Below are 26,780 nucleotides of genomic sequence, written 5' to 3'. Positions count from 1 at the left end.
GTCGTCGGCTCCCTGAGCCGGGTCAGCCTGCCACAGGAAGTGGCCGCAGGATATTATCCGGACCGGTGACGCGGTCACGCTGGCCGCCCTGGCGGCGACGGCTGATCCATTCGGAAAGGGTTTCCGCCGTCGTATGGTCCATCGCCTTCACGCGACCGAGGTCGAGATGGACGGGACGATGAGGCGGCTGCTTCTCAAGCACGTTGTTCAGGCGCGTCAGGCCCACGAAAGTCGCAGCGCCGTTCAGTTCAAGGCGAGTGGCCTCACCCTCGTCGTGCTCTTCCACCTTGAGGCGCAGGTGTTTGTAGTGCGGCAGCAGTTCGATGACCGAGAGCGCGAGGCCTACGAGCACGCCCGTCAGCAGGTCTGTGGTCACCACCAGGATGAAGGTAACCGCCCAGATCGCCGCCGGCAGCACGCCATGCACCTTGAAGAGGTGACGGACATGCTTGAGGCTCACGAGCTTCCAGCCCGTCACCACGAGGACGCCGCCAAGGGCCGCCATCGGCACTTCGCGCAGCAGCCACGGCAGCAGGGCGACGAAACCGAGGATCCACACGCCGTGAAGCATGGTGGACAGCCGCGTCCGCGCGCCGGCCTGCACGTTGGCGGATGAGCGGACGATGACGCCCGTCATGGGGAGTGCGCCGAAGACACCGCACAGGAAGTTGCCAACACCCTGCGCACGCAGTTCCTTGTCGTACTTCGTACGCTCACCATCATGCATGCGATCGACCGCCGCAGCCGAGAGCAGGGTTTCCGCGCTGGCAATGAAGGCGATGGCGAGCGCGGCCACGATGAGCGCGGGATTGCCCAGCGGGGCGAACCAGGCGGCGCTCGTGGGAAAAGCGAACGCTGCAGCGATGGAAGTCGGCACCTCGATGCGCGCGACCTCCAGACCCAATCCCCAGGCGATGGCGGTCGCGGCCAGAACGCCCAGCAGTGCGCCTGGAACAAGGGTCATCGACTTGGGACGCACCTTCTCCCAGCCGATCATGACGACGATCGTCAGAAGGCCGAGCAACAACGCCATTTCCGTCGCCGCCGCATTGGAGAAGTCGAGCCCGAAGATCCGCTCCGGCATCGCGGCCAGGTTCTGCAAGCCGCTGGACAACGGCCTTTCATCGAACAGGATATGGAACTGGCCGATGACAATCAGCGCGCCGATGCCCGCAAGCATCCCGTGAACCACCGCCGGGCTGATCGCGCGAAACAGGCCACCCAGCTTGAGCGCACCCGCAACGAGTTGGAGAATGCCTGCCAGCAGCAGCACCGGCCCCAGCGCTTCCAGTCCGTGCTCGCGAACGAACTCGAACACGATGACGGCCAGGCCGGCAGCCGGTCCGCTGACCTGCAGCGGCGACCCCGCCAGCAGGCCCACGACGATGCCACCAATTATGCCGGTGACGAGGCCCTTCTCCGGCGGCACGCCGGATGCGATCGCGATACCCATGCACAGGGGCATGGCCACGAGAAACACGACTATGGAAGCCGTGAAGTCCCGACCGAAGTGGGAGAAGATGCCTGAGCGCTCTTCCCCCATGGCGGGTGAGAGCGTGCTCATTCAGCCGCCTCGGCGTATTCGGTGGCGATGCGGGCACGTGCCGGCAGGGCAACCGGCAGGTCGCGGTCCTCGCGCAGAGCAACGAACTCGCCGGTTTCGCCGTTGAGACCCAGCACCTGCCCAGCATGAATATCGACCATCCAGCCATGCAGCGTCATCTCGCCGCGGGCAATGGCGGCAGCGACGGACGGGTGAGTGCGCAGGTGGTTGATCTGCGCGATGATGTTTTCAAGCGTGATCGCACGAACGCGCTCCTTGCCGTCCAGTTCGGAATGGCAGGTGCTGACGATGTGCGCGGCGGCCGCGCCGTGCTTCAGCCATGCGGCGACGTTGGGCATCGCTTCGAGACCCGTGGGATCAGAGAGGGCCTTCATCGCACCGCAGTCCGAGTGACCGCAGACGATGATGTCGCGCACGCCCAGCGCCGCCACGGCATACTCGACCGTGGATGTGACGCCGCCGTTTTGCGTGGCGTAGGGCGGCACGATGTTGCCGGCGTTGCGGCAGACGAACAGGTCACCGGGATCCGCCTGCATGATCTGCTCGGGCACGATGCGCGAATCGGCGCAGGAGATCATCAGCGCCTTGGGCGACTGGCCGTGCGTGGTGAGCTTGTTGAAGAGCTCGCTGCTGGCTGGAAAAAGTGTCTTCTCGAAGTTGAAGACGCGACCGATGAGTTCGTTCATGCTGAACACCTTTCTGTTATCCACTGCCGTCGGCGCACGCACCGCGACTTAATGTGAAAAGTTAGGTGTCCTGATTTTCGGCATTCATGCGGCGTTGTTACGAAGTCTTGCTGCGCTGCAGCGCGGCTCAACCTTGCTCTAGCGGCAGGCGGATCGTCGCACGCAGCCCGCCTTCGGCACGATTGCGCAGGTCGAGCGTCCCGTTTTCGGAGCGGACCGCCTTGCTGACGATCGGCAGGCCGAGCCCCATGCCCGCCGTGTCCCGCGCACGCGCCGTGTCCAGCCTGACGAAAGGCTGAAGGGCATCGGCGATCCTGTCGTCCGGGATACCGGGACCGTCGTCTTCCACGACGATCTCAACCGCCCCGCCGTCGCGCCTCACGCGCACCCGGACATTGCCGCCGTAGTGGAGGGCGTTCTCGATGAGATTGGAGAGCGCCCGCCGTATGGGCACCGGCCTTACGCTGATCTCCAGGTTCGACGGCCCCGAATACGTCGCGTCCGCACCATGGTCGGCGGCTGTATCGACGAGGGTTTCGGCCATCACCGCTATGTCGATGCGGGCTACGGGGATCGACCGGCCGTCGCTCTCGACATAGGCCTGGATCGAATCGAGGAGCATGCGCATCTCCTCGATATCCTTGTTCAGGCCGTCGCGAACTTCCGGGTCGACGCTGTCGTCATCGAGCCGAAGCCGCATCCGGGCCAAAGGCGTTTTCAGGTCGTGTCCGATCGCCAGCATTGTCTGGGTTCGATCGATGAGGGATTGATGGATGCGCTGCTGCATCTCGTTCAGCGCGCGGATCAGCTCTCGCAATTCATCCGGCCCACGTTCCGGCACCAGACGAGGCGGACCGGAGCCAAGGTGGCGCGTGGCTGCAATAAGCGTGCGCAGCGGCTTCAGCGTCGTGCGCACCAGGACCCAGGCCAGAGCCAAGAGGAGCAGCGTGGGCAGCGCCAGCCTGATCACGCGACTTGCGGTCAGCTTCCACGCGGCGTTCGCATACGTCCGAAACTCCACGAAGCTGTTGTCAGACAGGCGCATGGAACCGCCGATATTGCCTTTGCCCGGAACCCCCTCGAGATGGAGTTCGAGATCGGCAAGCGCCAGTTCGGGGGCAATTTCCAGCACCTGCTCGCGCAGGTTGGACAAGCCGAGGGCCGATCGACGGCGAGCGGCCGGGGCCGACCACTTCAGCTTGAAACGCTGGGTACTCAGCACCCCGGCCAGATCGGTGCGCTCCGCCATCGGGGCCCGCTGCAGTGTTCGCCGCGCCAGCACGAGGTTCTCCGCAATCCTTTCCGCATCGTCACGGCGCAGGACGAATGAGTTCACCCGGTCGAAAAGAAAGGAGTTGGCGGCGAAATCGACCAGAACGACGAGCAACAGCACGGCCAGCAGTCGCTCAGGCAGGCCCAGGCGCCTGAATCGAGCGACAAGCCTGCCTGCCATCAGTTGCGGATCACTTCGGCCTTGAACATGTAGCCGACACCCCGAACAGTCACGATCGGCGGCTCGGCGCCTTCCGCCTGCAGCTTGCGGCGCAGGCGGCTTACCAGAACGTCGATGGAACGGTCCGAACTGTCGCCGATGCGGGAGCGCGAGAGTTCCATGAGCCGCTCGCGTCCCAGAACGCGCTGAGGGTAGCCGAGAAAGGTGGACAGCAGGTCGAATTCGGCGCCGGTAAGGTCCACGATCGCGCCACTGGGTGACCGAAGCTCGCGCCGGGCGATGGACACCTGCCATCCGTCGAACTGGATCATGTCGGGGCTGCGCGTATCGGCGGCCGGCTCCGTCGATGAATCAAGCCCTCCGCCCCGACGCAGGACGGCGCTGACCCGGGCCGCCAGTTCGCGCGTGCTGAATGGCTTGGCCAAATAATCGTCCGCGCCCAGTTCAAGGCCAAGGACGCGATCTTCCTCGCTTCCTCGTGCACTGATGAAGATGATCGGAACATCGCTTTCGCGGCGCAAGCGGCGGAACAGGTCGAAGCCGCTGGTCCCGGGAAGCATGATATCGAGCACCACGAGATTGACTGCGGTCTCCCGCAGCGTCACCCACATTTCCGCGCCCGTCGCAGCGGTGAGCACATTGAACCCGCTCTGACGCAGGGCCCGCGCCGTAAGCGTGCGCAACGCTCCATCATCCTCGACGAGCAGAATAGTGGGGGGCGTGGACATCGTTTCTTGCGAATTTCTATGAAGTGGTGCGGCCGTCATCGTGAACAAACTCTGCTGGCATATAGAGGAACCGCGCGGTCAGGGAAACCGCGCGGCGGAAAATCTCTCTCAGTAGCACGGCTTGGCGCCGGCCACTGAAAGGGCATGAGAGATCCGGCCGGAGCAAACGGCGGAAGGCAGCCATAGCCTGCGGTTTTGCCGAGCAACGACCGGAGCGCTTCAGAGTGGGGCCGTCGAATGACAAGGTTTTGGCCCTGACGTGACGAAATGTTGCCGGCGACGACGAACGGGACGGCGAGCGCGACCAGCGCCTTCCGCCGCGTCCTATCGAGCCGTGACGGGTTCACCCGCAGTTCAGTCCTTTTAGTTCAAAAGCTTATCGACGTGCCCACCGCAACCGCCGTTACCCGGTTGGCTCGGAAAGGGAGACGCAAGTCATGAGTACCAATTTACTGAAATCCATCGGCAAGAAACTGGCGCTCGGCGCGGCCGTGGCTGCATCCGTCGTGATGACGGCCTCTCCGGCCCAGGCGCAGGACCGCTACTACGATCGCGGCGACAACACGGCCGCCATCGCCATCGGCGCCGGTGTCATCGGCCTCGCGCTCGGAGCCGCGCTCGCGGATCGCGACGACCGGTATTACTACGACCGCGACCGCTGGGGTTCACGCCGCTACGTGCGGGTGCGTGATCGACCCGGCTACTATTACTACTACGACAACGCGCCGAACCGCTACTACCGGGACCGTTACTACGATCGGTACTATTCGCAATGGAACCGCCCCGGCTGGCGCGGAGGCGATCGCCGCGACTGGAACCGCAGCCGGCACTGGCGGGATGATCGTCGCGCAAATCGTGGTAGGGACCGCTGGGACGGCCGTGGCCGGGATCGGTACGACCGTCGCCGCTGAGGCTGATCGGAACACCGCCATGGGCAGCAGGTGCAAGCGCTGCGCCTCCCGTGGAGGTGATCCACCGGCCCATCTGAACCACCCTCGCCAAGCGGGGCTGAGGCGGCTATGGGCGCCTCACCATGAATACCGCAGATCTGCGCATTGCCCTCTTTTCAGGCAACTACAACTACGTTCGCGATGGAGCCAACCAGGCCCTTAACCGTCTCGTCGGCTTTCTTCTTCGTCAAGGCGCCGACGTGCGCGTCTACGCTCCCACCGTGGCGCGTCCGGCTTTCGAACCCACCGGGCAACTGATCGGCGTGCGCGCCTTCGCAATTCCGGGACGGCCGGAATACCGGTTCCCGTTCTCCATTTCCGGCAGGGCGCGCCGCGATCTTGCTGCCTTCAAGCCGAACGTGGTCCACGTCTCCTCGCCGGATCCGGTCGGCCATCAGGCCGTATCCTGGGCGCGGCGCCAGAACCTTCCGGTTCTCGCCTCCGTCCACACGCGGTTTGAGACTTATCTGCGCTACTACAACATGGCTTGGGGCGAACCCGTGGTAGAAGCCATCCTGCGCCGGTTCTACCGGCGCTGCGACGCTCTGGTCGCGCCATCGGAAAGCATGGCGCAGCTCCTCCGCGAGCAGCGCATGAACTACGATGTGTCGATCTGGTCGCGCGGTGTGGATCATGAGATCTTCAACCCGGGCCGCCGGGATCTCGAATGGCGCCGCAGCCACGGCATCGAGGACCACGAAGTCGTAATCGGTTTTCTCGGTCGGCTGGTTATGGAAAAGGGCCTCGACGTCTTTTCCGATACCGTTGACGAGCTTCGCCGGCGCAACGTCCCTCACAAGGTGCTGGTGATCGGCCAGGGCCCCGCCCGAGAGTGGTTCGAGGAACGCCTGCCCGGCGGCGCCTTCGTTGGCTTCCAGGCCGGCTCTGACCTGGGCAGGGCCGTGGCCTCCCTTGATGTGCTTTTCAATCCGTCTGTGACCGAAACCTTCGGCAACGTCACGCTGGAGGCAATGGCATGCGGCATTCCGGTAGTGGCGGCCGCCGCAACCGGCAGCCAGAGCCTGGTGGACGACCGTGTCTCCGGCCGCCTCATCCCACCGGGAGCGAGCCACCAGTTTGCCGAAGCACTGAAGAACTACGCCGAAGATGCCGCGCTACGCCGCGCCCATGGCGAGGCTGGCGTCGCGCGCGCACGGGAATTCAGCTGGGACAGCATCAATCAGGCTGTGGCCGACACCTACCTGCGGCTCATCCGCCAGAAGACGCGCGGCTAAGCGCAACAGTTCAGGACAAGGCGCGGCGTTTACACCGCGCCTCGCGCCTCTCTCCTCCCTGCCTCTGGCCGAAAACGGCCAGCCGCTTGTGCGCGCGGCATGATCTCGTTTGGGTGTGTCACGCTCCCTTGCGCTGCAGCCGCACCAGCGCACGGTCGATCTCCGCCCGGACCGCGCCGTTCAGTTCACCGTCCACGACCCGGTAGACGATGCGGCCCTCTTCCATCGAATAGGCGACCGTCGCCATGTCGTCATTGAAGCTGGCGACATAGAGCGCGGGCTTGCGCTGTATCAACGCAAGATCGTCGGCGCGGAGAACCAGCGTGTCGCGCATGAAATAGGCGCCGGTCATCTCCGCAGGCGCCACGTCGGCGCTGGCGTGCGTCGCCCCGGCCGTTGCCATTGCAAGCAGGACAAGCCCTGCCTGCAACGCTGTCAGGAATCGCTTCATCACGACTCTTCCTCTCCGGTGCAGACCTGTCCTGCAGGTCCGTCATCTGGAAGAGACTCGTAACATGCAGACACGGTTCCACGAAGCAGTCATTGGTGAGGAACCTTGATACTGCTGCAAATATCGCACTGCAGTATGATCAGCTGTATTCAATTTATACTCGCTGCGTGCTGAAGAATCGAAGTTCTACGGTGCAAATTCAGGGAAAAATGCGCAGGCAGTTTGACAGTTTTCACCGCAGTTGCTCACGCGCAAAAATTCCGGCGGCAGGGTGGAGGAACCGTCCAGCCCGGATGGCGTTGCCTGACGAACGGCCCTGCCCCTGGAACAAAGGAACCTGCGACGACCACCAACACCGCGTCTGCACGCTACGTCGGCTTCGGCAAGTCTGGCAAAGGCTCGATCTCCACCCGGTCCGGTGTGCTGTCGGAACAGCCCTATGGCTTTGGCACCCGTTTCGAAGGCGTGCCCGGCACCAACCCTGAAGAACTGATCGCCGCCGCCCATTCCGCGTGCTTCACGATGGCCACCAGCTTCGCTCTTGCGAGCGCGGGTTACTCTGACGGGACCCTGGACACCGAATGCACCGTGACTCTCGACAAGGAGGGTGACGGTTTCGCAGTGACTAAGTCGGCCCTGAAGCTTTCGGCGACCGTGCCCGGCATCTCACAGGATGAGTTCGATCGCATAGCGAACGATGCCAAGGCGAATTGCCCGATCTCCAAGCTGTTCAACTGCGAAGTCACTCTGGAAAAGTCGCTGAAGGGCTAGCGCGCCGCACCAAGGCGGGGCTCGCGATCCGTCCAGGCGCAGCCCTGCCGTAGTTGCTCCCCCATCTGCAGAGTCACGGCAAAGGGGTAGACGGTGTCGGACATCCCATCGCTGCACCGTGTCGGCGTGACCGCCAGTATCACCTCGCGCCCGCCGATGGAGCCGCTGAAGGATACGCCGCCGCGCCCCGCGAAGCGCGCGACGGGCACTTGAACGCCTTCCGGGTTTTCCGGAGTCGTGTAGCGGAATCCTTCGGCGCCGACCGTACCGCCCCAAAAGGGCTCGGTACCGACAAGCTGAATGATCTCTCCAGGCTTGATGCCATTCCACGGGCGGTGATCGCCGGCATCGCCAGGCAGGTTGTCGGTGGCAGAATGACATGCTGCAAGAGCGAAGAACCCTGCAAGCGACGGAAGCGTGAGAGAGGTTAGCCGCGACATGATTCGAGCCTACGAGCGAGGAGCCGAGTCTTCAATCGCAAGGTGCGCCGATTCGCATGCAGTTCTGCTTCGGCGTTTGATCTGCGCGGGTCACACGCCGGAAAACTAATCTTTTTCAAGCCGCCGTAGCGCTGAACTCTCGTTCAACATTATCAAATTCCAGCGCTTTCTATGCGCTTGCGTGTTATGCAACAGCAATTACCGCTAATGAAATTGCGATGCTAAGCCAACTGCGCTTTTGCTGCACCGCACAAGATAACTGCAGCCCGAGGCGAACCAAGCCTCGTCGAAAAGCAAGGATCGCACCATGTTCAAGACTGTCTTCGCCTCCGCTGCCATCGCTCTTCTCGCCGTTCCGGCCGCTGCTCACGCTGATGACAGCCGTGAGTTCTCGCACGAGGGCGTGAACTACACCTACACCACCGCTCAGAAGGGCAAGGTCACCGTGATCAACGGCACGACCTCCGCCGGCGTTCCCTTCCGCCTCTACGTCAAGGGTGGCCGCGTATCGGGCACCTACAACAGCCGCTATGTGTCGTTCACGACCGCAGAGGCCGCCAAGCTGAACCTCGCCCAGTAAAAACGGGCAGGTTTCGGGCAAACTGATCGCGCAGCTCGCGCGCTCGGGCATCCTCCTCTCCCTCGCCTGAGCCGCTGAGCGCCGAACCAGGCGCCGTCCCGCACCGCCGGGACGGCGCCTTTTTCTCGTGCCGGGCGCTGACAAGGGATGGCGGTTGAAGTAGCGCCTCAGGCGCACACACCTTTGGAAATTTGATGGCTGCGGGCAAATTTGTTCTTTTGCTGATGGGCGGCGGGCTTGCGGGTGCCGCCTTCGCCGCGTTGACGACAGGCGCGATCACGCGCCTCCCCGATGCGCAAGAGAGCCTCTCCCCTCCGCCGGTCGCGCAGCCGGACGCGGGTTCTGATAGCGACGAGGGAGCTTTCGTCCTTGGCACCGCGCAATGGCCTTTTCAGGCCGAAGGCGGTGCGGACGGGCTGGCCTACTCCCCGGAAGATCTGGAGGCGCCGGACTATGAGCCGGACCCCGCGGCGGAAGACAACCGCCCTTTCGCCTACCATGCCGGGGAGCCGCCGAAGCGGCTGAGTGAGCCGATGCCACCCGCGCGCCCGGTTCCGCCTCCGACAGGCAGGGTCGGGGGCGCGGGCGACGCCGCCACCGCTGCCGCAAACCGTGCGGCCGATGCAGCGCAGGACGTGCTCGCGGCCGAAACCGCCCTTTAATCGTTAGCGGACAGGCGCCGCAGGTTCTTGCGGACCTCGCGGCGGTAATGCGACACCATATGGCGGCATACCGTCTCCGGATCGTGGCCAAGCTGCCCCATGGCAAAGGCAATGCCGAGTTCCCAGCCAGCCCAAACCTTTTCGGTCACCATGCGAACCATCTCGGTCCCCGCATCGGCATCGCAGCGATTGATGCGTGCCGTGCGCATCGCGATCACCGATCCGGCCTCCGCCCAAAGCTTGCCGGCCTCGTCCAGCAAGTCCCGGGTGGCGCAATCCTGCTTCATCCGCGCACGTCCTCGTCCTTCGCCCGTGCGCAGGTTTTGCACACGCTCCGGCGGTCCGCTGCCGAACATCGCACATCCTCGGGAAAAGCCCGGACGCTCGACCGGCGAGCCGGGTTGCGGCGCTCCTTAGTCGAAGTCCGGCGCGCGGGAAAGATTTTCATCCAAGGGTGACGAAGACCTCCGCCTCGATGACCCACTCCCCCGCCATCTCGCGCCACTTGGCCGCATAAGTTCCCGAGGCCCCCGGCTGCGGCGAGCCGGCAGCCGTCCCATGCCAGTGCCCCTGCTCCATTGCGACCGGCTCAACCGCCGAAACGATGACATGTTCAGGCGTCCGTTGGTAGATCAGGCGATCGGCATGGCCGAATTCCCGCCGCCAGATCTTTACCTGCGCCATGCGGCCAGCAATCACGGCACTGTCGCTGCCGGTCACCATGACACAGTCCTTTGCCAGCAAAGGTCCGATCGCGGCCGCGTCACCGTCGGCAATGGCGCGATTGAAGGCGGCGCGTCGGGCCCGGACGGCGAGTTCCGTCATAATCCCTCCACACCCGGCCGCAGCGGAGATGCCGCGCCTTCACCGGCGACGGTCATCCACCGCCGCACGTTCCAGCGTTCGACAAGGCCCTCCTTCACATAGGGATCGGCGACCGCAAAGGCCTCCGCCACCTCTGGCCCCTGCCCTGCGAAGAGCAGCATCGCCGTGTCCAGCGGATTTTCGATAGCCCCCGCCAGAAGCATCTCGCCACGTTCGCAGGCTCTCCACGCGTGTTCGAGATGTGCGTCACGCAATGCGCCACGCCGTTCGAGATAGCCCGGGGCTAGGTGATAGATGAGCAGATAATGGTTCATACAGGGATCATGGCGCGCGCTGCGCCCCCCGGAAAGGCCCTGCCTTCAACCATCCACCGGATCTGGAAGGCACAGCGCGCGGGAGCCCATAGATCGGGTCTATGCCGCCCATGGACCAACGGCATCTAGGCCAGCGAGGCAGGATTGCTCTCAATGCACAGCGGTCACGATCGACCGTGGGAGCGCACCGGATGATTCTGAAGATCGCAGGCGTCAGCCTGTCGCTGGCAATGCTGATGATGGCCCCCGGATCGGCCTTCGCCCAAGCCTCCGCAACGGCGTCCGAGGCAACGTCCCCCGGGCCCGGCCAAGGTACGCCCGCCCTTGTTCCCTCCGACTTCGTCGTTCCGGCACAGGCGGAGGCCGACAGCTTTAAGCTCGTGCCGCTCGGCCCTGACGTGGTGGATGTGGACTTCGCCGCGTACATGTCCTCGATCGAGCATCTGCAGGCGACCTTCACGCGCAGCACGGACTGGCCCCATGCCAACCTTTCCGCCGCTGACGCGATGCGCGACATGGAGAACGAGCAGACTCGCTTCCGGGAGCGCAAATCCTTCGCCTACGCAGTCCTGACGCCGGACGGAAAGCGGGAACGGGGCTCGGTGTACGTGTCGCCCAGCCCGGTCGACGGCTACGACGCCGTAGTGAGGCTCTGGGTAACCAAGGCCGAATACGACGCCGGGTTCGACACGCGGCTGTACAGCTGGGTGACGGCCTGGATCGCCGAAGACTGGCCTTTCGCCAGGGTGGCCTACCCCGGCCGCGCCATCGCGTGGAAGGATTGGGATGCTCTCGTGGCGGCGCAGAAGGCTGGCGCGTAAATCTGGCAAAGCCACGCTGCGAACGGGGCTGCGGACACGTCAGGCACCCTGCAGCGCCAGCTTACCCAGCAGCGCCAGTGCCGCAGCGGGAGCTCGCTCCTTGGCCCCGTTGATGAAGAACGCAAAAATCTCGCGCCCCTCGACGGTCCAGGCTCCGATGCGCTCCTTCCAGGCCTCGAGTTCACCTTCGGCGTAGCCCTGCTCCAGCTCGGCGCGGGCGTTCTGCAGACGGGCGTAGATGAAGGGGGCGCCCTCGGTCGCATTCAGAGCGGCGTATTTTGGCGAATCGGCAAGGACGACCGCGACCCCCGCCTTGCGGCACAATGCAAAGAAGGCAGGATCATCGAAGCTTTCGTGCCTCGCTTCGATCGCATGTTGCAGAATCATGCCCTCCTGCCGTGTAGGCAGCAGGGCCAGGAACGCGCCGATCTCATCGGGATCGAACGCCTTCGCTGCAGGAAGTTGCCAATTGATCGGGCCCAGCTTCGGGCCAAGTTCGACGAGCCCCTGAGCCATGAAGTTCGCCACGCCCTCACCCGCTTCGGCCAAATTCCTGCGCGTGGTGCAGTAACGGCTGCCCTTGACGGCGAAGCGAAAATGATCCGGCACCGCGTCGCGCCATTTGGCGAAGCTGGCCGGGCTCTGACGGCGGTAGAAGGTCGCGTTGATCTCCGTCGCGGTCAGCCGCTCGCCAAGGTAGGCGAGTTCGCGAGCGTGCGGCAGGCCTTCTGGGTAGAAGAGGCCGCGCCATGGTGCATAGGTCCAGCCGCCAACTCCGATGTGCACGGTCACCGATTCTTCCCCGTCAGCCGCTTGCGATTGGCGGCAACCTTTCGGCGGTAATGCCGCACGGCCTTGCCCGTGCTTGTGGCCGACCCACCGCCTGCCGCCAGCATCATCCCCGCCGTGGCGGCGGCACGGACCTTCTCCGTGACCATGAGCCGGTTCTCGCGCCCACTGCCCTGTCCCGTCATGATGTCGAACGTGCGCAGCCCGATGACCGTGAGGCTCTCCACCCCCAGCCAGTAGCTGTCGTGGGCCAGCTTCATCCAGTCGGCGGCCGGGTTCCGGTGCATTGCCTGATCCTCGTCACTGCGGGCGCGGGCTGCGCAGTGACGAGGGTGATCGGCTTGGGACCTGTCGTCAATCGTGCTCGCGTCCGTTGGAGCCGATGTAGAGTTCGCCGCCGGTATCCTTGAAGACCTTGCTCATCTCGGCCATGCCCGCCTCGGCGTCTTCGGCGGCCACGAAGGTCTCAACCGGCTGGTTCTGCTTCGCGGCAAACTCGCGCACTTCCTGCGAGATTTTCATCGAGCAGAACTTGGGCCCACACATTGAGCAGAAGTGCGCGGACTTGGCACCTTCTGCCGGAAGGGTCTGGTCATGGTACTGCTCCGCCGTATCGGGGTCGAGGCTAAGGTTGAACTGATCCCGCCAGCGGAACTCGAACCGCGCGCGGGAAAGCGCATCGTCGCGGACCTTGGCCGCAGGGTGGCCTTTCGCGAGGTCGGCGGCGTGAGCGGCCAGCTTGTACGTGACGACGCCAACTTTCACATCGTCGCGATCCGGCAGGCCCAGGTGCTCCTTGGGCGTGACGTAGCAGAGCATCGCGGTGCCGTACCAGCCGATCATGGCCGCGCCGATGCCGCTGGTGATATGGTCGTACCCCGGGGCAATGTCGGTGACGAGCGGCCCGAGGGTGTAGAACGGCGCTTCGCCGCAAGCCTGAAGCTGCTTTTCCATGTTCTCCTTGACCTTGTGCATCGGCACGTGGCCCGGCCCTTCGATCATGACCTGCACGTCCTGTTCCCAGGCGCGCCTGGTCAGTTCGCCGAGCGTGTAGAGTTCGGCGAACTGCGCCTCGTCGTTGGCATCCGCGATCGAGCCGGGACGCAACCCGTCACCCAGCGAATAGGCGACGTCATAGGCCTTCATGATCTCGGTGATCTCGTCGAAGCGTTCGTAGAGGAACGATTCCTTGTGATGCGCCAGGCACCACTTGGCCATGATCGAGCCGCCGCGCGAAACGATGCCCGTCACGCGCTTGGCGGCGAGCGGCACGAAGGGCAGGCGCACACCCGCATGGATTGTGAAGTAGTCCACCCCCTGCTCGGCCTGTTCGACCAATGTGTCGCGGAAGATCTCCCAGGTCAGTTCCTCGGCAATGCCGCCGACCTTTTCGAGCGCCTGATAGATCGGCACGGTGCCGATGGGCACGGGGCTGTTGCGAATGATCCATTCGCGCGTGTCGTGGATGTTCCTGCCGGTGGACAGGTCCATCACGGTGTCCGCGCCCCAGCGGATCGCCCAGACCATCTTGTCGACTTCGCTCGCCACGTCCGAAGCGACGGCGGAGTTGCCGATGTTGGCGTTGATCTTCACCAGGAAGTTGCGCCCAATCGCCATCGGCTCGCTTTCGGGGTGGTTGATGTTCGACGGAATGATGGCGCGGCCGCGCGCCACCTCCTCGCGCACGAATTCGGGCGTCACGTAGTCGGGGATGGAGGCTCCCCAATTCTGCCCGTCACGCACATATTCCTTGAGCCTCGCACGGCCGAGGTTTTCGCGCTCGGCCACGTATTCCATCTCGGGCGTGATGATACCGGCTTTCGCGTAGTGCATCTGGCTGACGTTTCGGCCGGGCTTCGCGCGCAGCGGGCGCTTCATCACGTTGGCGAAGGTGGGGACACCGGCGGAGCGGTCGGGCCCCCTGAGGCCGTTGTCCTCGGGCTTCACCTCGCGACCGGCATAGTCCTCGACGTCCCCGCGCGCGAGGATCCATTCGCGGCGCTTGAGCGCAAGGCCTGCCGAAATGTCGATGGTGGCCTGGGGATCGGTGTAAGGGCCGGACGTGTCGTAGACGCGCACCGGCGCTTCGCCGCTGCCGGGTTCCAGATGGATCTCGCGCATGGCCACACCGAGCGGGCCAACGTGGATCTTCCTCGATCCGCGAATGGGGCCGGTGGTGACGCCGATTTCGAGCGTGCTGTTGATGTCTGCCATGGATTGCCTCTCTTCCTTCCATGGGACGGAAAAAGAGACGAAACTGCGGGCCATGGACGGACTTCGACCCGACGCTCCACTTCCTCCGCCCGTACTAACGGGTTCAGGTTCGACGGGTCTTGTGGAGCATACCCACAACTCTCAGCCACTCGCTGGCTCCCCGGGGACGGCGTGGAAGATAGACGGCGGCGAAGGCGCGGTCTAGGGGCATAGGCAATGCCGATGCTCTATCGCCTGGACGGCGCCGCTCAGGCCGTTGCCCGCCTTTTCGGAGCCGAGGCCGGTAACGATCCGTGGTCGGGCGGGCACGCCGCACCGGGCCAGTTCGCGCCGGTCATCACCGCCGGGCGCGAGGCCGTGGCCGGGCCAAGGCCCCGCGAGCGCACGCCGCGCCGAATGATCCCGCGCCTATGGGGTGTGCCACCGCCCCCCTCCGTGCAGGAACAACGCGGCATACTGACGGTGCGCAACCTCGACAGTCCGTTCTGGATCGGCAACTTGCGCAACAGCGAATTCCGCTGCCTCGTCCCCGCAACCGCCTTCATGGAAGGGGGCCGCCCTTCGCCGGCTGACGGCAAGCGGCGGCAATGCTGGTTTGCCTGCACCGATCAGCCGGTCTTCGCCATGGCAGCCGTGTGGAAGGACAGCGAGATTCCTTCCTTCGCCCTCCTCTCCTGCCCGGCAAACGCCGCGCTCAAAGCGGAAGGCCGAGACACGATGCCGGTGATCCTGCCCCCCGATCCAGCGGCGCAGGAAATCTGGCTGCGCGGCGGCTGGGACAGGGCGAAAGGTCTGGTGGCGCCCTATTCGTCCTCGCTCATGACTCTGCGCAGCTGACCTTCGCCAAAAGGCTGACAGTTGCCAAAGGCCGGGGCGCGACCCATCTCGCGTGCGATGGCTACCTCTCTCGACAGCCTGCTCGGCGAGATCCGCTCCTGCCGCCTGTGTCAGAACGCGCTCGGCTTCGAGCCTCGTCCCTTCGTTGCCGCCAGCCCCGCCGCGCGGCTCCTCATCATCGGACAGGCGCCCGGCAGCAAGGTCCACGCCAGCGGCATCGGCTGGAACGACGACAGCGGCGACCGGCTTCGGGACTGGCTGGGGATGGATAAGGCGACGTTCTACGACACGTCCAAGGTGGCGCAGATGCCTTCCGGCTTCTGCTATCCCGGCAAGGCCAGCGGCGGGGACAAGCCGCCCCGCCCCGAATGCGCGCCGCGCTGGCACGCAGCCCTCCTCGCGCAGATGCCGAACATAGGGCTGACCCTGCTGGTCGGCCAGTATGCCCAGAAGCGCTACCTCCCGCGTGGCTTCGCGCCCAACCTGACCGAAGCGGTGCGCCAGTGGCGCGCGGCGCCTGAAGGCCTGTTCCCGCTTCCCCATCCGGCGTGGCGCAGCCGGATCTGGATGGCGAAGCATCCCTGGTTCGAAGCGAACGTCCTGCCCGACCTGCGCCGCCGTGTTGCGCAGGTCCTCGGCACGGATTAGGCCGAAGGTGCGGCTGTGCGGGGCCGCCCGACTGAAACCCAGTCCACCTGCCGCGTCGCGTACATCACGCCTGCGAGTGCGACGAACAGCAGCACCGAACCGATCAGAAGCGACCACGCTTCAAGATTGAGGAGGACGAAAAGCAGCGCGTAGAGCCCGACCAGCAGCGCGCCGATGAAGCGGCCTCGCTTCCAGCTTTTCAACACAGCGGCACTGTATGCGGTGAGAAGCCCGATCACCGCCGCGCTTGCGAGGATGTACGCGAGCGTGAAGCCGATCACTTCGGCGAAGGCCAGCAGCAGTGCGAAGAACAGCACCAGCGCCGCGCCCGTGAGAAGATACTCCACCGGAGCCACGCGCGCACCGCCCACCACGTCGAACAGGAAGAAGGCGAGGAAAGTGAAGCCGATGAACAGGAACCCGTACTTCACGGAACGATCGACCTTGGAATAGAGGTTGACCGGCTCTACGAGATCGACGTTCACCACCCGCCCCGGAGCGCCGATGACTTCGGGCGCACCGCCGGAAGCCATCCCGCCTGACGCGGCGCTGCGCGTGTCCGTCAGCTCAATCTGCACGCCGTCGTTCCCGCGCACCGGGAAGCCAACATCTTCCATCGCCACGGGCGGTTGGCCCAGAGCGAGCTTGTCGATCCGATAACGCGCGGAAAACCCCGCATCGGAAACTCGCGGCTGGTCCGGCAGGAACGAGCCGGAGAAGCTTGGGCTCGGCCAGCTGGAGGTGACCTCCCACTGCGTCTGCCCGCCGCGAGGGACAAGGCTGATCCCGCCGCTGCCCCGCACTTCCAGCGCATATCCGATGCGAAGCGTGCCGGCACCGTCCCAGGGCAGGAACGCGAAGAAGCCTTGCCCGCCCGACGCGGCGGGGCCCTTGCCGGGCTGCACTTCAAGCGGGCGACCGTTGGCGGTGAGCGATCCGCCGGCGGTAAGGCCGCGCGCGTCCGAGGTTCCGACCCGCACCTCCGCGCGCTCCCAGATCAGCCGCTCCCGCGTGACGCCGAAGCGCGCAAGGTCGGCGGGAAGGGTGAAGGTCGCCTTGCCATCAACCCTGGCAGTGAAGAGAACCGACCGGTAGATCGATTTCTGCCGCTCCTGCGGGTCCACGCGGGTCTTCACCCGATTGCTGTCGGGAGAGATGTAGAGCAGCTTCTCCACCTCGGCGACGCGGGTGATCGGTTTTCCATCCACCGTCTCGTTCTGAGTCTGCGTGGTACGAAAGGGCACCACGACGACCGGGCCGGACAGGATCTGCGGACCGCCCCATCCGGCGTTGATGGCATTCTGCGCCGTGCGCGACTGGTCCTGCCGATCGTAGACGAGCGCGTAGACCAGCAGCAGCGGAACCATCAGGACGAGGGCCACCAGCCCCACGAACAGCAGTTTCATGCCGGGCGAACGTTCCCGGCGCGGCGTGCTGTCATGCTCCATCAGGTCTCCTGTGCTCGTCTGCCCTGTCTCCCGCGATCATGCACGAGCCGTATCCCGGCCGCCACAGATTGCCCCCGGAGCGCTTAGAACGTGTACGCGACGCCCGCCCCGACAAGCCACTGATTCGCGCTGCCGCGCAGCGACGTGAACGGCGTGTCTTTGCCGTCGTTCAGCATGCGCGAGTAGTTCGCCACGCCGAAAAGCGAGAACCCGCCGTCCCGCACGTCGCCCGAAAGGTCGTAGGCGGTCAGGAGCGAAACGTTGGCGCTGTCCCATCCACCCTTGGCGTTGTAGACCGGAAGGCCGCTCGCCGCGCTTTGCCCCGGGGTCACCGAGTAGTAGTAGCGGGCGAAATCGTCGTCCACATGACGCGCGCTGATGGCGAGGACCGCAAAGAGCGCGGGGCTTAGCGGCGTGGCGTAGCTGATCGCCGGTGACCAGGTCATGCCCTTGTAGGCGCCGTTCACGTCCCACTTCACATCGGTCGACAGGGTAAGGGAGTCGTACTCGTGAAGCAGCTTGTACTTGGTCACGCCGGCCGAAGCGCCCAGTTCGATGGCAACGTCCAGCTTCCCGGCGGCGCGCACGACATCGTCCTTGATACCGCCGTTCCGGTTCGATGCGACCGTGCCGACGGGGCCAAGCGAAAAACCGAAGCCGGAATCGCGATCATCCGGGATGAAGTCCAGCGCCACGCCGGCCGGGCGGGGGTTGATGTCGATGCCCTTGAAACGCCCCCGCACCAAAGGAACCGGCTGCACGCGATAATCGTCAGAACCGCGGTAGCTTGGCAGATAGATTGCGCCAACGCCGACAGTCAGATGGTCGCCATCGAGAACGTTCTCCTCGGGCGCCTCCTGAGCGGCAAGCGGCATCGACAGCAGCGCAGCGCAAACCGCGAGGAGGCTGGGTGCTAGACGTGAAAGCATGAAGATCCCCTGATTATTTGACAGGGCAACGCATTCGCGCCCCCACGGTTGCGTAAGCCCTGCGACGTATACGTCAGCGCGCAGAAATATTTCAGCGCGTGGTAACGGCTATAACGGGCGCGCCGTCCGGCGGAGTGTCGTTGCCTTCGCCGAGCCGGCGCTGCATCAGAAACACGTCTATCCACTGCCCGTGCTTCCACCCCGCTGCCGCCAGCGTGCCGACCGGCAGAAATCCTGCGCGCGCATGAAGGACGACAGAGGCGGGCTCCGAAGCCGCGATCACGGCGAAGGCCTGCCGGAAACCACGCCGCTCGCATTCGGTCAGCAAGGCTTGAAGCAAGGCGCTGCCGATGCCGCGGCCAAGGCAGTCGTGGCGGACATAGATCGTCGTCTCCACACTGTAGCGGTACCCGGCCCGAGGCCCGTAACGCTGCGCAAACCCGAAGGCGAGGACGCGCCCGTTCGCACCCCGGGTCACGAGGAACGGGTAGCCGCCGTCGACCAGATCCAGCCTCCGGCGCGCCATCTCGGCGGCGTCAGGCGCTTCGGTTTCGAAGGTCGCAGTGCTTTCCTCCACGTAGTGCGCGAAGATTTCCGCGAGTGCTGCCACGTCCCCCGACGTGGCGTCGCAGATGGTCAATTGCCCGGTCATCATCAGGAACATGCAGCAAAGCGCCGGGACTGCCAAGTTGCAGCAATCGTTCGCAGTGCCTAAACAGCGCGACGATGGACCGATTTTCCGGCAACGATGCCTCGTGTGACCTTGCAATCCTCGGCGGTGGACTTGCCGGAGGACTGATCGCCCTCGCCCTTGCGGCCCGCCGACCCGACGTTCGCGTCAAGATTTTTGAACAGGGTGAAAGGCTTGGCGGCGATCATGTCTGGTCGTTCTTCGCCAGTGACTTGCCCGAGGGCGGCGAAGCCCTTGTGGCGCCCATGGTGGCGGCACGCTGGGACGGGTATCAGGTGCGTTTCCCCGGCAATCGGCGGGATCTTTCCACGCCTTACCGAAGCGCCACCGGCCCGATGCTGGACAAAGCGGTGCGCGCCGCGCTGCCGGCTGAGCGGATCGTCACCGGCGTGGAGGTCAAGGCGGCGGATTCAGGCGGGGTCACGCTGGCCGACGGCCGGCATTTTCAAGCCGCAGCCGTCATCGACGCGCGCGGGAGCCGAGGCCTGCCGCACATGCGCGGGGGCTGGCAGAAGTTTCTCGGCCAGACGCTGCGCCTGTCCGCCCCGCACGGCCTGTCGCGCCCGGTGGTGATGGACGCGACCGTCGCCCAGCTCGACGGCTACCGCTTCGTCTATTGCCTGCCGTTCTCCGAAACCGAAATCTTCGTCGAGGACACGTACTATTCCGATACGCCCGATCTGGACCTGCCCGTCCTGCGCGGTCGCATCGCAGAATATGCCGCTACTTCGGGCTGGGCGGTCGAACAGGTCGCTTACGAGGAAAAGGGCGTCCTGCCCGTCGTCGCAGACGGGGATTTCGGCGCTTTCTGGACTGCGGGCGCCGACCTTCCCCGCGCAGGAACGCGGGCGGGGCTCCTTCATCCGCTCACGTCCTACTCGATCCCCGATGCGGTGCGCTTCGCGCTGCTGGTAAGCGGCCTCGACAATCTCTCTGCAGCGGCCCTATCTAGGGCAAGTCATGACCGTGCTATCCAGCACTGGCGCGAAAGGCGCTTTTATCGAATGTTGAGCCGTATGCTATTCGGAGCGGCCGAAGGGCCGGAGCGCTGGCGCATGCTCGCCCGCTTCTACATTTTGCCGGAGGGTCTTATCGAACGGTTCTACGCAAGCCGTTCCACCACCCGAGACATGGCCCGCATCCTGGCGGGCAAGCCGCCTGTGCCGATCGGCGCGGCCCTCGCCAGCCTGACGGGTCGTGGACGCCCGCTGGCCGACCTGGGGGGCCTCTCGTGAAGAAGGCCTGCGTCATCGGTGCCGGCTTCGGCGGCCTCTCTCTCGCCATCCGCCTGCAGAGCGCAGGCATCGCCACCACCCTCGTCGAGGCGCGGGACAAGGTGGGCGGCCGCGCCTACGTCTGGGAGCGGGAGGGCTTTACCTTCGATGCGGGACCGACTGTGGTCACCGATCCCGAATGCCTGCGCGAGCTCTGGGCGCTGTCCGGCAGCGACATGGCCGCCGACGTGACGCTGATGCCGGTGTCGCCCTTCTACCGCCTCAACTGGACGGACGGCGTCACCTTCGACTACTCAAACGACGAAGGCGCCCTGCGCCGAGAGATCGCCCGCGTGGCCCCGGGCGACATCGAGGGTTACGAGGAGTTCGAACGGTATTCCGCTGGCGTCTGGCAGGAGGGGTACGTCAAGCTGGGGCATGAGGCGTTCCTGGACTTCTCAAGCATGCTGAAGGCCGCGCCCGCCCTCGCCCGCTATCAGGCCTGGCGGTCGGTCTACTCGATGGTTTCGCACTTCGTGAAGAACGAGCATCTGCGCGAGGCGCTGTCCTTCCACACGCTGCTCGTCGGCGGCAATCCGATGACGACAAGCGCGATCTACGCCCTGATCCACAAGCTGGAGAAGGACGGCGGCGTGTGGTGGACCAAAGGTGGCACAAACAAGCTGGCACAGGGCATGGCCGCGCTGTTCGAACGGCTGGGCGGCACGCTGCGCGTCGGGGACAAGGTCCGGCAGATCCACACGATTGGCGACCAGGTCACCGAGGTTGAGTGCGAAAGCGGCTGGCGCGACCGGTTCGACGCGGTCGCCTCCAACGGCGACCTCATGCACACCTACGGCACACTGCTCCGCGACACGCCGCGGGGACAGCAGATGGCGAAGCGTCTGACCAAGAAGCGCTTTTCGCCAAGCCTCTTCGTGGTTCACTTCGGGGTGGAGGGCACCTGGCCCGGCATTCCCCATCACACCATCCTGTTCGGCCCGCGCTACAAGGGCCTGCTCGACGACATCTTCGAGAACGGCGTGCTGCCGCGCGACTTCTCGATCTACCTGCACCATCCGACCGTCACCGACCCCTCAATGGCGCCCGCGGGCAAGAGCACGTTTTATGCGCTTATTCCGGTCGCGCACATGGGCAAGCTCCCGATCGACTGGGACGAAGTCGGGCCGATCCTCGAACAGCGGGTCATCGCCGAAGTGGGCCGCCGCCTGATCCCCGATATCGAGGATCGGATCGTCACCCGCTTCCATTACGCACCGCCCAACTTCGTGGAAGACCTTGGCGCGTGGAACGGCAATGCGTTCAGCCTTGAGCCAATCCTGACGCAGAGCGCCTTCTTCCGCGGGCACAACCGGGACGACAAGCTGAGGAACTTCTACCTTGTGGGCGCCGGCACTCACCCCGGCGCAGGCATTCCCGGCGTCGTCGGCAGCGCCAAGGCGACCGCTCGGCTCATGCTGGAGGATCTGCGGTGACCCGGGAGGTCATCGCCCTCAACGCCGCCTGGGCGTGGACGGGTGTGGCCTTTGCGGAGGTGATCGCGCACAGCCTGATGGGGCACATGCTGGTCGTGGATGAAGCAGGCACCTATCACTACGTCGACCCCGATCTTGGCGAGGTCACCGCACTCGGAAACGAGGACGCGGCACGGGCGCACATGGATCGGGCTGAAACAATAGCCATCTGGCGCGCGGATGCTCTTGTCGATGCGGCGGGAAAGCGGCTAGGGCCGCCCGCATTGGGCGAAGTCTACAGCCTCACGCCACAGGCCCTCGTCGCCGGTGATTACCGCGAGGAGAACCTGGTGCGGATCGACTTTGTCCGCCTCATCCAGATCACGGGCGAGATCGCCCGGCAAACGCGTGACCTTCCCGAAGGCGCGCTGGTGAACATCAAGGTAGTTGACTGACATGAAGCGTCTCGCCGTCTATTGCGGCTCCGCCACTCCCGCCGATCCCCGCTACGTCCAGCTTGCCGCGAATGTCGGCACTGCCCTTGCCCGCCAGGGCATCGGCGTCGTCTACGGCGGTGGTCGCCTCGGCCTCATGGGCGCCGTAGCCGGAGCCGCCCTGGCCGCCGGTGGCGAATGCATCGGCGTAATCCCCGAAGCCCTTGTAGGCGGCAACGGTCGCGGCGGCGAAGTGGCCAACTACGACTGCGAATTGACGATCGTGAAGACCATGCACGAACGCAAGGCCGCCTTCACCGACCTGTCGGACGGCTTCCTTGTCCTGCCCGGCGGCGTCGGCACCATGGACGAGCTGTGGGAAGCGGTGAGCTGGTCTCAGCTGGGCTACCACAGCAAGCCGGTGGGCATCCTGAATGCTTTCGGGTTCTACGACGGGCTGCTGCAGTTCAACCGCCACATGGCCGAAGTCGGCTTCGTCCGCCCCGCCCACCAAGGCATCATCATGGCGGAAACCGAGCTCGATCCCTTGCTGAAGCGCATGCGCGCCTACGAACCGATCGTGCCGATCGTCAGCATGGACCCGAACACGCTGTGATCCTCATGCGCTTCGACAGGGTTCCCCAGGGAACAGCGTCCGCGATAATAGCGGAGCCTATCGGGGCATGACGAAGGCCGAACGGAACCGCGCCGCGCTCGTCATCGCGGCGCACGATTCCATTCGCAAGGGCTCTCGCAGCTTTGCCGCCGCCAGCCGCCTTTTCGATCGCACCACGCGCGAGAGAGTCTGGCTGCTTTACGCCTGGTGCCGCGCCTGCGACGACATCGCGGACGATCAGGACCACGGCGGCGCCTCGCTCGGAGATCATGGCCGTAGCCTTCGCCCGGAAGCGCGGCTCGCCACAATCCGCAGCCTGACCGACCTCGCGGTGGCGGGGGAGAATACCGGCCATGCCGCCTTCGACGCCCTGGGGCAGCTCATGCGCGAAACGCCGATCAGCCGCGCCATGGTGGATGACGTACTCGCCGGTTTCGCGCTCGACGCAGCGGACTGGCGCCCGCGCACCGAAGCTGACATGCTGCGCTACTGCTTCCACGTCGCCGGGGCCGTGGGCGTCATGATGGCCGCCGTCATGGGCGTAGCGGCCGACGATGACGACACGCTCGACCGCGCCTGCGACCTCGGCCTCGCGTTTCAGCTGGCCAACATCGTGCGCGACGTGTCGGAGGATGACGCCAATGGCCGCTGCTATCTCCCGATGGAGTGGCTGGCGGAAGCCGATATACCGCCGGGTGAGGTAACGAAGCCGCACTACCGCCATGCGCTGGTCCCGCTGGTCGCCCGCGCTTGCGCACTGGCGCGCGAGTACGAAATCTCCGCTCGGTTCGGTACCAGCCGCCTGATGTTCCGCCAGCGCTGGGCGGTGCTCGCCGCCGCTGGCATCTACGGCGGCATCGCGCGGGAGGTCGAACGCCTTGGTGCTCACGCCTGGGATCACCGGGTGAGCACCAGCCGATGGCAGAAACTGCGCCTGATCGGCACAGCTTTTGCCGAGGCCCGCCGCGCTCCCCGCGCAGCCGGCAAGCCGACGCCATCGCGGCGCGAACTTGCGGCCATGGCGCGCTGAGACATCCCGCTTACAATGCCGAAATAAAAGTGGGAGCCTGTGTCAGCGGCAGGTGTTTCTCCTGAAACAAACCTCAGGAGAAGCGCCCATGCTGTTCACCATTGCTGCCATACTCTTCGTGCTCTGGCTGCTGGGTCTGGTGGTCTTCAATGTCTCCAGTGCCGTCATTCACGTGCTGCTGGTGCTGGCCATCATCGTCGGTCTCGTCCAGCTCTTCCGCGGCCGCCGAGTCTAGTTCTTCGCTGCAAGGCGCCTTACTGCCCGACGGGCGGGGGCGCCTTGCGATAGTATTCGGGCGGATTGATCCGGCGAAACAGCCGTCCCCGCTCCGAATAGAGCACGAGCGCCAACGCGCCCGTGCCGCAGATGACCATGGCCGCCATGATCGGGCGCGCGGTCCCGTCGTAAGCCTGGCCGATCAAGGCGCCGAGCGTCGCCCCCAGCACCATCCGAACGAACGCCATGACCGAGGCAGCCGCCCCTGCGATGCGGGCGAACGGCTGAAGCGAGATCGACTGGAAGTTGGAGCCGATGAAGCTCATCATACACATCGACAAGGTCATGAGCGGCAGGAACGTCCACAAGCCCTCGCCGCGCAGCGCCAGCAGGAAGTGGACGGCGCCGATGACGATGTAGCCCAAAAGGGCGGCGTGAGACACGCGGCGGGCGCCGAAGCGCTCGACGATGCGGGCGTTGGCGAAATTGGTGGAGGCCATGACCAACGCCATGCCGCCGAACAGCAGCGGGAACATGGTCCCGGCCCCGAAATGCTCGCCCAGAAGCTGTTGTGCGCTGTTGATGTAGCCGAACAGAGCGCCCTGAACCAGCGCCGCGCCGAGGAAGTAGCCGATGGCAGCGCGCTCCTTGAGCGCCACGGCCATGTTTCCTGCGATGACCTTGGCGCGGACCGGCTGGCGATAGTCCTCATGAAGAGTTTCGGGAAGCCGGACCCAGGCCCACACGAAGATCACACCGGCAATCGCGCCCATGATCCCGAAGATCCAACGCCACCCCGCGAAAAGCAGCACCGACTGACCCAGCATCGGTGCGATCATGGGCACCACCATGAACGTCATGGCTATCATCGACTGGCTGCGCGCCATCCGATCCCCCTCGAACCGGTCGCGAAGGATGGTCATGGGCATGACGACCATGGCGGATGTGACGAATCCCATTACCCCACGCGCAATCAGCAGGAGCTCGAAGCTGGCGGCAAAGGCACACACCAGCGAAAGGACAACGTAGGTCGTGATCGCCGCCAGCACGACGGGGCGCCTGCCGAAGCGGTCAGCGATGGCTCCCGGGAACAACGACCCCAGACCCGAGCAGATCAGGAAGACGCCGACGATGAGCTGCCGCTGGTTGGGATCCGCCACCTGAAGGTCCGCGCTGATCGTGCCGAGCGCCGGAAGCATCACGTCGATCGCCAGGGCCTGCAGCGCCTGAAAGGCAGCCATCATGGCCACAAACTCGAACTCCCCCATGGGAAAGTTCTGATCACGCATGGTTGGGGACTTCATGGGCAAGCGAATGCCGCAGATGCACCCCCGGTTCCAGCTAAAACACGAACCGGGTGGCGGAAATATCATCAACGGCTTTATAGAAATCGGCATGTCACCGCAGCATGATCACCGTTCCGGGCCGGCTGAGGACGAAGAGGCCGATGGCCTGCGCAAGATCATCCATGTCGACATGGACGCCTTCTACGCCAGCGTCGAGCAGCGAGACGACCCCTCCCTGCGGGGGTTACCGGTTGCGGTGGGCGGCACGTCAGGTCGCGGGGTGGTGGCGGCCGCCAGTTACGAGGCGCGGCGCTTCGGCGTTCGCTCCGCAATGCCCTCGGTGCGGGCCCTCAGGCTCTGTCCGGACCTCATCTTCCGCAGGCCCCGGTTCGACGTCTACCGCGAGGTGAGCCAGCAAATCCGCGCCATCTTCCTCGACTACACGCCGCACGTGGAGCCGCTGTCGCTCGATGAAGCTTATCTGGACGTCACTGCCGACCTGAAGGGGATCGGCTCGGCCACTCGCATCGCCAAGGAAATCCGGCATCGGATCAAGGCGGACACCCGGCTGACTGCCAGCGCCGGCGTGTCGTACAACAAGTTCCTCGCCAAGCTCGCAAGCGACCAGAACAAGCCGGACGGCCTCTGCGTGATCCGGCCGGGGGAAGGTGCCGCCTTCGTGGCCGGCCTGCCGGTTCGGCGCTTCCACGGCGTCGGGCCACGCGGCGCGGAGAAGATGGCCCGACTCGGCATCGAGACCGGTGCGGACCTTGCCGCGAGGGACCTCGCCTTCCTGCGGACCCATTTCGGCAGCTTGGCAGAGTACCTGTTCCGCGCGGCGCGCGGCGTCGACCTGCGACAGGTCCGCGCCGACCGCCCGCGCAAATCCGTCGGTGGCGAGCGCACCTTCGGAGAGAACATCGTCGATCCCGGGGCTCTGCGGGAGACCATGGACCACATCGTCGATGTCGTCTGGGAGCGGATCGAGCGATCCGGCGCGCGTGGCCGAACGATCACCTTGAAATTGCGCTATGCGGATTTCCAGACTCTCACCCGCGCCCGGTCGCTTTCGCACCCTGTCACGGACAAGCACGAATTCGCCACCCTCGGTCACGCGTTGTTGCAGGACCAGTTGCCTCTGCCGCAGCCCGTCCGGCTGATGGGATTGACACTTTCCGGCCTGGAACAGCGGCCAAATGACACCGCATCGGAGGCAAGTGGCCAGTTGCCCCTGCTCTAACCAAAAAGGGCGGCCCGCTTGCGGACCGCCCTGTATTGGGGACACGATAGTAGAACCCGGAGAGGCGGATCAGGTTCCCGCGCCGCATGCGAAATCTGCCCGCCTTCAAGAAGAAAGCCCTTCCCGGCCATGTCTTTGGGGGGCAGGCCGGGAAGGACAGTCGCACCCCCATTTCTGCGGATGCGGTCAGTTATGGGGGCGGCCGGGGCGGTCCACTGGTTGGCGGAACGGAC

At 65.0% G+C, this 26,780-nt stretch carries 31 protein-coding genes and 1 riboswitch; of the genes, 15 read left to right on the top strand and 16 right to left on the bottom strand.

Translation table 11 applies throughout. The annotated features are described in order from the left end of the window. Positions 1–22: 22 nt before the first annotated feature. The 4 genes from QOL62_RS07475 to QOL62_RS07460 all read right to left on the bottom strand — a co-directional run bounded on the left by QOL62_RS07475 (position 23) and on the right by QOL62_RS07460 (position 4,431). On the bottom strand, positions 23–1,564 hold the full coding sequence (locus QOL62_RS07475; RefSeq protein ID WP_103727606.1) for a SulP family inorganic anion transporter: 1,542 nt from the start codon (positions 1,562–1,564) through the stop codon (positions 23–25). Next, positions 1,561–2,250, bottom strand: coding sequence for a carbonic anhydrase (locus QOL62_RS07470; protein WP_283405774.1), 690 nt, complete (start codon positions 2,248–2,250; stop codon positions 1,561–1,563). The genes QOL62_RS07475 and QOL62_RS07470 overlap by 4 nt, the downstream gene beginning before the upstream one ends. Before the next feature lie 127 nt (positions 2,251–2,377). Further along, complete coding sequence (locus QOL62_RS07465) at positions 2,378–3,703, bottom strand: ATP-binding protein (protein WP_103727605.1); 1,326 nt, start codon at positions 3,701–3,703, stop codon at positions 2,378–2,380. Further along, the gene (locus tag QOL62_RS07460) at positions 3,703–4,431 is read right to left on the bottom strand and encodes a response regulator (RefSeq protein ID WP_103727604.1); all 729 of its coding nucleotides are present in this window, start codon (positions 4,429–4,431) and stop codon (positions 3,703–3,705) included. Before QOL62_RS07460 ends, QOL62_RS07465 begins: the two co-directional genes overlap by 1 nt. A gap of 437 nt (positions 4,432–4,868) precedes the next feature. Between QOL62_RS07460 and QOL62_RS07455 the strand changes: the two genes are divergently transcribed. Together QOL62_RS07455 and QOL62_RS07450 are read left to right on the top strand one after the other, a co-directional pair. Then, positions 4,869–5,342: a hypothetical protein gene (locus QOL62_RS07455; RefSeq protein ID WP_283405773.1), complete on the top strand. Its 474-nt coding sequence runs from the start codon at positions 4,869–4,871 to the stop codon at positions 5,340–5,342. Between the two features lie 122 nt (positions 5,343–5,464). Then, the gene (locus QOL62_RS07450) at positions 5,465–6,616 is read left to right on the top strand and encodes a glycosyltransferase family 4 protein (protein ID WP_103727602.1); all 1,152 of its coding nucleotides are present in this window, start codon (positions 5,465–5,467) and stop codon (positions 6,614–6,616) included. A 118-nt stretch (positions 6,617–6,734) separates the two neighbouring features. On the opposite strand, the gene QOL62_RS07445 is transcribed toward QOL62_RS07450, so the two are convergent. Further along, positions 6,735–7,067, bottom strand: a complete 333-nt coding sequence (locus tag QOL62_RS07445) for a hypothetical protein (RefSeq protein ID WP_283405772.1) — start codon at positions 7,065–7,067, stop codon at positions 6,735–6,737. Positions 7,068–7,370: 303 nt separating this feature from the next. Here QOL62_RS07445 and QOL62_RS07440 point away from each other — a divergent pair, with 303 nt between their 5' ends. Further along, entirely contained in the window at positions 7,371–7,838 is a 468-nt protein-coding gene (locus QOL62_RS07440; protein ID WP_283405816.1) for an OsmC family protein, read from the top strand. Here the strand turns inward: QOL62_RS07440 and QOL62_RS07435 are convergent. Further along, the gene (locus tag QOL62_RS07435; RefSeq protein ID WP_283405771.1) at positions 7,835–8,278 is read right to left on the bottom strand and encodes a COG3650 family protein; all 444 of its coding nucleotides are present in this window, start codon (positions 8,276–8,278) and stop codon (positions 7,835–7,837) included. The two genes, QOL62_RS07440 and QOL62_RS07435, sit on opposite strands and share 4 nt — an antisense overlap. A gap of 307 nt (positions 8,279–8,585) precedes the next feature. Between QOL62_RS07435 and QOL62_RS07430 the strand changes: the two genes are divergently transcribed. Further along, positions 8,586–8,858 (top strand): hypothetical protein, encoded by a 273-nt coding sequence (locus tag QOL62_RS07430; protein ID WP_103727598.1) that lies wholly within the window; start codon positions 8,586–8,588, stop codon positions 8,856–8,858. Positions 8,859–9,052: 194 nt separating this feature from the next. Continuing rightward, positions 9,053–9,520 carry a hypothetical protein gene (locus tag QOL62_RS07425; RefSeq protein WP_283405770.1) on the top strand — a complete coding sequence of 156 codons (468 nt, stop codon included), beginning with the start codon at positions 9,053–9,055 and terminating at the stop codon, positions 9,518–9,520. Here the strand turns inward: QOL62_RS07425 and QOL62_RS07420 are convergent. The 3 genes from QOL62_RS07420 to QOL62_RS07410 form a co-directional block, all read right to left on the bottom strand. Next, on the bottom strand, positions 9,517–9,876 hold the full coding sequence (locus tag QOL62_RS07420; RefSeq protein ID WP_103727596.1) for a hypothetical protein: 360 nt from the start codon (positions 9,874–9,876) through the stop codon (positions 9,517–9,519). The genes QOL62_RS07425 and QOL62_RS07420 overlap by 4 nt on opposite strands. An 88-nt stretch (positions 9,877–9,964) precedes the next feature. Continuing rightward, positions 9,965–10,345: a DUF4440 domain-containing protein gene (locus QOL62_RS07415; protein WP_283405769.1), complete on the bottom strand. Its 381-nt coding sequence runs from the start codon at positions 10,343–10,345 to the stop codon at positions 9,965–9,967. Continuing rightward, complete coding sequence (locus tag QOL62_RS07410) at positions 10,342–10,659, bottom strand: YciI-like protein (protein WP_103727594.1); 318 nt, start codon at positions 10,657–10,659, stop codon at positions 10,342–10,344. Before QOL62_RS07410 ends, QOL62_RS07415 begins: the two co-directional genes overlap by 4 nt. 191 nt (positions 10,660–10,850) lie before the next feature. Between QOL62_RS07410 and QOL62_RS07405 the strand changes: the two genes are divergently transcribed. Further along, the gene (locus QOL62_RS07405) at positions 10,851–11,480 is read left to right on the top strand and encodes a twin-arginine translocation pathway signal protein (RefSeq protein WP_103727593.1); all 630 of its coding nucleotides are present in this window, start codon (positions 10,851–10,853) and stop codon (positions 11,478–11,480) included. Between the two features lie 39 nt (positions 11,481–11,519). On the opposite strand, the gene QOL62_RS07400 is transcribed toward QOL62_RS07405, so the two are convergent. The 3 genes from QOL62_RS07400 to thiC all read right to left on the bottom strand — a co-directional run bounded on the left by QOL62_RS07400 (position 11,520) and on the right by thiC (position 14,483). Beyond that, the gene (locus tag QOL62_RS07400) at positions 11,520–12,272 is read right to left on the bottom strand and encodes a DUF72 domain-containing protein (protein ID WP_283405768.1); all 753 of its coding nucleotides are present in this window, start codon (positions 12,270–12,272) and stop codon (positions 11,520–11,522) included. Continuing rightward, positions 12,269–12,556 (bottom strand): hypothetical protein, encoded by a 288-nt coding sequence (locus QOL62_RS07395; protein ID WP_283405767.1) that lies wholly within the window; start codon positions 12,554–12,556, stop codon positions 12,269–12,271. The genes QOL62_RS07400 and QOL62_RS07395 overlap by 4 nt, the downstream gene beginning before the upstream one ends. Positions 12,557–12,623: 67 nt before the next feature. Continuing rightward, entirely contained in the window at positions 12,624–14,483 is a 1,860-nt protein-coding gene (gene thiC, locus QOL62_RS07390; RefSeq protein WP_283405766.1) for a phosphomethylpyrimidine synthase ThiC, read from the bottom strand. A 61-nt stretch (positions 14,484–14,544) separates the two neighbouring features. Then, a riboswitch (TPP riboswitch) is annotated at positions 14,545–14,656 on the bottom strand. A gap of 43 nt (positions 14,657–14,699) precedes the next feature. Between thiC and QOL62_RS07385 the strand changes: the two genes are divergently transcribed. Both QOL62_RS07385 and QOL62_RS07380 read left to right on the top strand, forming a co-directional pair. Continuing rightward, positions 14,700–15,320: an SOS response-associated peptidase family protein gene (locus QOL62_RS07385; protein WP_283405765.1), complete on the top strand. Its 621-nt coding sequence runs from the start codon at positions 14,700–14,702 to the stop codon at positions 15,318–15,320. A 57-nt stretch (positions 15,321–15,377) separates the two neighbouring features. Next, a complete protein-coding gene (locus QOL62_RS07380; RefSeq protein ID WP_283405764.1) occupies positions 15,378–15,968 on the top strand; it encodes a uracil-DNA glycosylase family protein in 591 nt (196 codons plus the stop codon). On the opposite strand, the gene creD is transcribed toward QOL62_RS07380, so the two are convergent. From creD to QOL62_RS07365, 3 genes are all read right to left on the bottom strand, one after another. Next, positions 15,965–17,416, bottom strand: coding sequence for a cell envelope integrity protein CreD (creD, locus tag QOL62_RS07375; RefSeq protein ID WP_283405763.1), 1,452 nt, complete (start codon positions 17,414–17,416; stop codon positions 15,965–15,967). The two genes, QOL62_RS07380 and creD, sit on opposite strands and share 4 nt — an antisense overlap. 83 nt (positions 17,417–17,499) lie before the next feature. After that, positions 17,500–18,345 carry a MipA/OmpV family protein gene (locus QOL62_RS07370; protein WP_233203712.1) on the bottom strand — a complete coding sequence of 282 codons (846 nt, stop codon included), beginning with the start codon at positions 18,343–18,345 and terminating at the stop codon, positions 17,500–17,502. A 91-nt stretch (positions 18,346–18,436) separates the two neighbouring features. After that, positions 18,437–19,009, bottom strand: coding sequence for a GNAT family N-acetyltransferase (locus tag QOL62_RS07365; protein ID WP_283405762.1), 573 nt, complete (start codon positions 19,007–19,009; stop codon positions 18,437–18,439). Positions 19,010–19,071: 62 nt separating this feature from the next. Between QOL62_RS07365 and crtY the strand changes: the two genes are divergently transcribed. The 6 genes from crtY to QOL62_RS07335 all read left to right on the top strand — a co-directional run bounded on the left by crtY (position 19,072) and on the right by QOL62_RS07335 (position 24,040). Beyond that, positions 19,072–20,271, top strand: a complete 1,200-nt coding sequence (gene crtY, locus QOL62_RS07360) for a lycopene beta-cyclase CrtY (protein WP_283405761.1) — start codon at positions 19,072–19,074, stop codon at positions 20,269–20,271. Beyond that, positions 20,268–21,746: a phytoene desaturase gene (locus QOL62_RS07355; protein ID WP_283405760.1), complete on the top strand. Its 1,479-nt coding sequence runs from the start codon at positions 20,268–20,270 to the stop codon at positions 21,744–21,746. The genes crtY and QOL62_RS07355 overlap by 4 nt, the downstream gene beginning before the upstream one ends. After that, entirely contained in the window at positions 21,743–22,180 is a 438-nt protein-coding gene (locus QOL62_RS07350; RefSeq protein WP_283405759.1) for a hypothetical protein, read from the top strand. Before QOL62_RS07355 ends, QOL62_RS07350 begins: the two co-directional genes overlap by 4 nt. A 1-nt stretch (position 22,181) precedes the next feature. Then, positions 22,182–22,775 carry an LOG family protein gene (locus tag QOL62_RS07345; protein WP_283405758.1) on the top strand — a complete coding sequence of 198 codons (594 nt, stop codon included), beginning with the start codon at positions 22,182–22,184 and terminating at the stop codon, positions 22,773–22,775. A 67-nt stretch (positions 22,776–22,842) separates the two neighbouring features. Continuing rightward, entirely contained in the window at positions 22,843–23,805 is a 963-nt protein-coding gene (locus QOL62_RS07340) for a phytoene/squalene synthase family protein (protein WP_283405757.1), read from the top strand. Positions 23,806–23,893: 88 nt separating this feature from the next. After that, positions 23,894–24,040, top strand: coding sequence for a lmo0937 family membrane protein (locus tag QOL62_RS07335; protein ID WP_103727580.1), 147 nt, complete (start codon positions 23,894–23,896; stop codon positions 24,038–24,040). Between the two features lie 19 nt (positions 24,041–24,059). Here the strand turns inward: QOL62_RS07335 and QOL62_RS07330 are convergent, their stop codons facing one another. Beyond that, positions 24,060–25,310, bottom strand: a complete 1,251-nt coding sequence (locus tag QOL62_RS07330; RefSeq protein ID WP_233203711.1) for a multidrug effflux MFS transporter — start codon at positions 25,308–25,310, stop codon at positions 24,060–24,062. Positions 25,311–25,416: 106 nt separating this feature from the next. Here QOL62_RS07330 and dinB point away from each other — a divergent pair, with 106 nt between their 5' ends. Next, a complete protein-coding gene (gene dinB, locus QOL62_RS07325) occupies positions 25,417–26,547 on the top strand; it encodes a DNA polymerase IV (protein WP_283405815.1) in 1,131 nt (376 codons plus the stop codon). The last annotated feature ends 233 nt before the right edge of the window (positions 26,548–26,780 follow it).

Origin of the sequence: Novosphingobium panipatense (genome assembly GCF_900182875.1) — a bacterium.
In the GTDB taxonomy this organism is placed as follows: Bacteria; Pseudomonadota; Alphaproteobacteria; order Sphingomonadales; family Sphingomonadaceae; genus Novosphingobium; species Novosphingobium panipatense.
Note: the sequence above shows the minus strand (reverse complement) of the source record. Positions and strands in the feature narration are given on the sequence as shown.